Source organism: Microcoleus sp. B9-D4, from assembly GCF_036705105.1.
In the GTDB taxonomy this organism is placed as follows: domain Bacteria; phylum Cyanobacteriota; class Cyanobacteriia; order Cyanobacteriales; family Microcoleaceae; genus Microcoleus.
The window spans coordinates 116,518-122,936 of record NZ_JAUBTS010000019.1; the positions used below are offsets into that span (position 1 = coordinate 116,518).

At 48.8% G+C, this 6,419-nt stretch carries 3 protein-coding genes; 1 reads left to right on the forward strand and 2 read right to left on the reverse strand.

What is annotated here, in order from left to right:
* Window positions 1-2,684: S8 family serine peptidase (locus QUB24_RS14240; protein WP_333153807.1), on the reverse strand; the 2,684-nt coding region annotated here is incomplete at its 3' end.
* A complete protein-coding gene (locus QUB24_RS14245; protein WP_333153808.1) occupies window positions 2,681-2,854 on the reverse strand; it encodes a hypothetical protein in 174 nt (57 codons plus the stop codon). The genes QUB24_RS14245 and QUB24_RS14240, both read right to left, overlap by 4 nt.
* 629 nt (window positions 2,855-3,483) lie before the next feature.
* Between QUB24_RS14245 and QUB24_RS14250 the strand changes: the two genes are divergently transcribed.
* A complete protein-coding gene (locus QUB24_RS14250) occupies window positions 3,484-6,297 on the forward strand; it encodes a chloride channel protein (protein WP_333153809.1) in 2,814 nt (937 codons plus the stop codon).
* The last annotated feature ends 122 nt before the right edge of the window (window positions 6,298-6,419 follow it).

The window sequence follows — 6,419 nt, forward strand, 5'->3', positions numbered from 1 at the left end:
GTCGGAGTTGGACTTGTCGGAGTCGGAGTTGTCGGAGTTGGCGTTGTCGGAGTCGGAGTTGTCGGAGTTGGCGTTGTCGGAGTTGGCGTTGTCGGAGTTGGCGTTGTCGGAGTTGGCGTTGTCGGAGTGAAAACCTGGAGAATGTCACTACCAAGCAGGTTGCCGACGTTTGGGAAGGTGCCGCTACCAGGCAAGAAAAAGTCTTCAATGGTCAAATCATCATTCACTTCTAGCTTGCCGTCGGCGTTGAGGTCGATCAGCAAATTGTTACCTATTTTGTCCATCCCGTTCTGCCCTTCTGCGGGGAGGGTTGTTGTCAGGGTGGCGTTGAGGATTAATTTATTGGCGACACCACCAACATTTTTAATTCTGCTGCCTCCGGCTGTCTTGGCATCGAGGATGTAAGTAGTGTCTCCCGTGCTTCCCACTAGGGAGTCGCTACCGGGGATGAGGGTGTCGTCGCCATCAAAGCTGAAGCCGATGAGGGTGTCGCCGCTACCGGAGGCGACGAGGGTGTCGTTGCCGCGGCCGCCCCAGAGGGTGTTGGCTGCATCGTTGCCGACTATTGAGTCATCTCCTGCGCCAGCAAAGGCATTTTCGATGATGCTGCCGTCGGCGATGGTGAGGGTTTGAGCAACGAGTTTTTTGCCTGTAACTGTGCGGCCTGGTAGGCTACTTTCTCCTTTGGGCGCTAGGTCGATAATAACGTTGTCAGTGATGGCGGCAACGTTGATGATGTCGTTGCCGTCGTTGGTGTCGCTGAGAGTTTTGCGAAGAGCCTCCTTTTGATCGGCATCATTGGTGAAATTTGCGAACTCGTTGGTATAGATGTAGGTGTTGTCGTCAATTAACTCGTCGCCGTACAGCCGTAAAGTTGCGCCTTTGAGTACGCCGATATTGTTGCCGCTGGTCTTAGTTGGCGATTTTTTTTCAGCGTCTGTAGGGTCAGCTCCCACTTTGAGCGGGATTTCTTCCTGTTTATCATTGTTGGTTCGGTAATCTCTACTATTTTCGTCTCGGTAAATGTTTGCTTGACCAGTATTTTCGGTGTCGTTTTTATCGCTATTATCCGAAATAATCAGCTTCCAATTCCCAATACCCTTATTTCCCAGACCGGTTTCTCCCCAGTGGCGGGCGCTGCTGAAGGTGTAGTTAACGGTTGTGCCTTGGAATCCTTTGTTACTGTTAGTTTTGTCTCTGCCGACATCGACAATACGATACGAAACATTATCTATGACTTTGTTACTGACTTGCCCTGGCTCCGGTATCGACCCAGTGTAGTAAGGAACGCGATCGAGCATTACACTCTCGGTGCCGTCAGGAGAGATCAACTTCACCACTAAGTCTTGAAACTGACCGTGTTCAATATTCAAGTCTAGTTCGAGCTTGTCGATGTTAATGTCTTTGTCTTTACCGACCTTGAAAGTTACCTCAAGGTTTTCGCCGTTATTATTAGGAATAGCCAGCGGTGTTGTCAGCCCCGCATCGAAGATTCGATCTTTACTTTCAGTGGCCAAAGTAGCTGCTTCATCTTTGGCAGTTCCAGATCGAAATTGCCAAGTTTCAGCCAAACGCACTGCTGCTGTGGCATCGACTAATCCGAAGCCGTAGTCGTGATTGACATGGAGTCCACCACCGTTCCAGTTTTTAGCGCCGTTGAATGTCCAAGTGTCTTTACCGATGATTTGGTCAGCCTTGTCGTTATTCGGGTCATTTTTGCGGGCTGAGTAAGCAAGGATTTCCTGAACGTCGCGGTAGCCGAGTTTGGGATTGGCTTGCAGGATTAAGGCCGCAACGCCGGAAACCATAGGCGCTGCTGCTGACGTGCCGCTAAACTCGTTGGTGTAGTTGGTATCTTCAAAATTCGGTTTGTTCTTTGTGTTGTAGCCATTCTCGCCGGTACGATCGACGGTAGCGATACTATCGGGCCGGTCGCCGAAGGCTGAGACCAAGAGTGGTGCACCCGGATTGCTGTACGGGGCCACAACTCCTTTATTGTCGATCGCAGCTACGGCAATTACATAGCGGCTGTTCTCGTCATTGCCTGAGTTGACATTTCTCCCCCGCTGTGCTGCTCCTGTTAGAGCAGGGTTAACATCCTGGCGTTCGTTTCCTCCGGCCCAGACAAATACCGTACCTAATGTGTTGCGGCCTTTTTTGGCAGCGTCTTCGATCTCATTTCCTGGGACTTTATCAATCGTGTAATAACCACTTGAAGTTTCAAAGTGAAGGCTGCCGCCCCAGCTATTGTTGGAAACGTCGAATTTAGCCTGCGCCTCTAAACTATTTCGTGCATCTTTATATCTATAACCGCCAAATGTTGCGTCGTAGGCAATACCCACTGTACCTAGGTTGTTGCGTCCAGCTAGGATAATGCCTGTTGCTGCTGTGCCGTGGTCACCAGCATAGTTCGGCAATATCTTCTCTATATCTGATTCGGAGGCCTCTTTAAATTTATCCTTAAGGTCTGGGTGATCTTTGTCTATACCGTTATCGATGACGCCTACTTTGACACCCTTACCCGTATAGAACGGCCACAAAGGCAGTACATTCAGGTCAATACCGGGAGTGCCTGCAGTGCCAATATTATTCTCTACTCTCTGTCCTGTGTTGAACAGCCACCACTGCTCTTGAAATAGGGGCTCTTTTTTTAAGTCTTTCAGCAATTCGGATGTATCAGTCATAACAAGGCTCTCTTGATAATTTTCTTAACTGTTTCTGAAAGCGATCGGGGATGCGTGGAGAAGGCGATCGCATTTGCCATTAGATGAGATCGCCTTCTACCCGCATCCCCCCTCAGATAGATGTTGTCATAGATTGGTGGCGATCGCTCAAGTAATTGCCAGGAAATCAAAATTACCTGTTACAGTTCACAAATATCCAACTACAGATAGAACCCAAGCGATCGCGGGTTGACTTTCGCTATCTCTATTATTTCTTGTGGCGGCTGTTTGTATAAGTCGGAAAAGTCGGATCTTCCTGTCGGATAAGTCGGAAAAGTCGGATCTTTGGCGATGAGAGCGGTTGAGGGTTGACTTTTGAGGGGTGTTGTGTAACTGGAATTGAAGAGGTCAAATGGGCGAAAGAATCCTCAGCAAAGTGAGTCTCAACAAATCAGGGAAGTAGTTCTTCCGTACTTGTTATGGTAAATCGACTGCTGTGAGCTTTTCGACTGCTAGGAGCGATCGCAAGATATCAAATGGGTTCTATAGTGCGTCTAAATCATTTGTAACAATATGTAGGGGTAGTGCTACCCCTACTCCCCGTGCCTACCCCTACCTTGGGGCAACCACGGGGAGTAGGGGTCGGATTGCCCCTACAAGAATTACACAAATGATTTAGGTTAGCTATATAAACATATAGAATTAATCAGGGTTAATCTGCGTGAACATCCGGTTAAAAATTAGTTATATTTTGCCAAGTCGAAGGATTTTTCGCTAAAGTGCGATCGAGCAGATAATTCTCAGGTCATCTACGCTATTTATGCCGTACATTACTATCCCTAAACAATTTAGGGAACCTTCCAGGGTCATCAAATCTCAACTTTTTTTACGGCCGAAACGCCTCGCTATTTTTGAAGCTTGTCTGATCGGTTTAATTTCAGGACTCGCTGGGGTTTTGCTAAAGTCAGGAGTCGGATGGCTCGGCAGTTGGCGAGTTGCTACCTCGACATTAATCCCAGCTTGGATATTACTGCCCAGTGTCGGTTTATTGGGCGGGTTGCTGACAGGTTTATTGGTTGAGCGTTTTGCTCCCGAAACTGCAGGCAGTGGCATTCCTCACGTCAAAGCTGCTCTGGGCGGAGTCAATCTTTCCTTAGATTTGCGAGTAGCAGTCGCCAAACTTCTGACGACTATTTTAGCAGTTGGTTCCGGTTTAACTTTAGGCAGGCAAGGCCCGACTGTGCAAATAGGAGCATCTTTGGCCGGCTGGATAGGTCACTTGATGCCCACTTCCCCAGACTACCGCCGACAATTGATTGCTTGCGGTGCTGCTGCAGGATTGGCTGCTGGTTTTAACGCTCCCATTGCAGGAGTTTTGTTTGTAGTTGAAGAACTGCTGCACGACGTTTCGGGATTGACTTTAGGGACTGCAATTATCGCTTCATTTATCGGTGCAGTTGTCTCGCAGCTTTTGGGCGGCGATAGTTTAAATTTGAACCTTCGCGAGTACCAAAGCAGTTTTGAGGCTCAGGAAATCCCGTTTTATATACTGCTAGGAATTTTAGCGGGATTGCTGGGAGCTTTGTTCACGAAAGGGATTATTGCTAGCTTGCAATTTAACAGGCGATCGCTCAAATTAGCTTTACCCGCGCGAGTGGCTCTAGCTGGCATAATCTGCGGTTCAGTAATAGCTTTTCTCCCAGAAACTTTCCGTAACAATACGGGTTTGCGTGAGTTTCTGCTGACCGGCGAAGCAAGTGGCATAACGAGTTTAATTGCTTTTGTAGCTCACTTTTTTCTAACAATTATTTCCGCTGCTTCTGGAGCTCCGGGAGGATTGTTCTCCCCTTCCCTAGTTATGGGTTCTGCACTCGGTCACATGGTGGGCATTGTGCAGGCAGATTTCCTGGGCGTTGGTTCGCCGGTAACTTACGCTTTGGCGGGAATGGGAGCGTTTTTTTGCGCGGTTACTAGAGCGCCGATTACTTCGGTAGTAATTGTGTTTGAAATTACGGCGGATTTCAAATTAGTGCTGCCTTTGATGATCTGTTCTGTAGTTGCTTATTTAATGGCAGAAAAGGTAGAGAGCGGCTCGCTGTATACTCGCCTTTTGGAGTTTAACGGCATTCAACTGACAAAGGCAAAAGCGGCGAGCAATACTTTGAGCGACTTGCACGCAGATGACGTGATGCAGCGCCGAGTTGAAACTCTTTCGAGTCTGCTGACTTTCGATGAAGTGATGCAGGCTTTTTCGCGATCGCACCACCGAGGATTTCCAGTAGTTGAAGATGGCAAATTAGTCGGAATTGTCAGTCAAACCGATTTGGCAAATGCCAGCGAGCGCAATTTGTCCGGCAACTCGCTGCTTAAAGAATTTATGACTGTACAGCCGATCGCAGTCAGAGCAAGGGATACTTTAAGCGAGGTATTGTACAGGCTCAACAACTACAATATCAGCCGTTTGCCAGTCGTAGAAGGCCGGCGTTTGGTGGGAATTATTACCCGCAGCGACATTATCCGAGTTGAATCCGATCGCCTCAGCGGAGAAACAACCCAGGGCCCGCATCCAGAACCTTCCTATGTTGTCTATCAAACCAGAGCCCCGCAAGTCGGAAACGGCCGATTATTAGTGCCGCTTTCCAACCCCCAAACAGCACCCGCTTTGCTGCGGCTGGCGGCGGCGATTGCGCGCGATCGTAATTACGAATTAGAATGCCTGCAAATCATCTTAGTACCGCGCAACAGTTCCCCCTCAGAAAGCACAGTGCGGACAACAAAAAGCCGCCGGCTACTGCAACAAGCCGAACGAATTATTCGCAATTTGAACTTGCCAGTACACACCCAAATACGGGTAGCTCACGACGTGCCTAACGCGATTTTGGAGACAATTAAGGAGCGACATATCGATTTGATTTTGATGGGCTGGCAAGGCGAATTATCCACAAAAGAACGCATTTTTGGCGATGTGGTCGATACCGTAATTCGGCAAGCAGGCTGCGAGGTAATTTTGGTTAAATGGAGCGAAAAACTATTAGCAACACGTCAGAAAAATGAGTTTTCCGCCGCTTTCAGCGGGCGGAAATATACCTCTATCGAATGGGAGTTAAAGCCGGAAAAAGTTGAGGGTGCAGATAATCCCCCATTGGCGATATCCTCAGATTCATCAGCGAATCCAGAGACTGAACTTTCCCCGCCGAATTCAGACATTCCAGCCCCAGAATTGGGACTGCACACGCTGATGGGTTTGCACCGCTGGTTGGTGCCTATTCGCGGCAGTTACAAGCAAGCTGCGGCTTTGCGGCTACTACCGGCTTTGGTGGCTGCGAGTGCTGTACCGGAGATTAAATTGTGTCAGGTTCATCAGCCTTCTGTTGCAGAACCCGATCGCGGAGAATTAAAGCAAGCAGCGGAGTTTATCAAGCGCCGGGTTAGCTGTTCGATAATAGCGACTTCGGTTTGCGCTAAATCGGTTTCTGATGCTTTAATTGATTTGGCTCAGAACGATCAGTGCGATGCGATCGTCCTGGGAGCAAGCCGTGAAGGGCTGCTGAAGCAGGTGATTCACGGGAACATCCCGGAAGCTGTGGCGCGCGGGTGCGACTGTACAGTCATTTTAGTGCGATCGGCCTCTTAGCTAACCAGACGGGAATCCCCCTTCTTCCTAACATCTGTTAAATCTCACATCTTGCACCATTCTCGCTTAACAGGCTTTTCGGCCTGTTCCACAAAGAGTGAATTTTCTTGTGGAACAGGCCG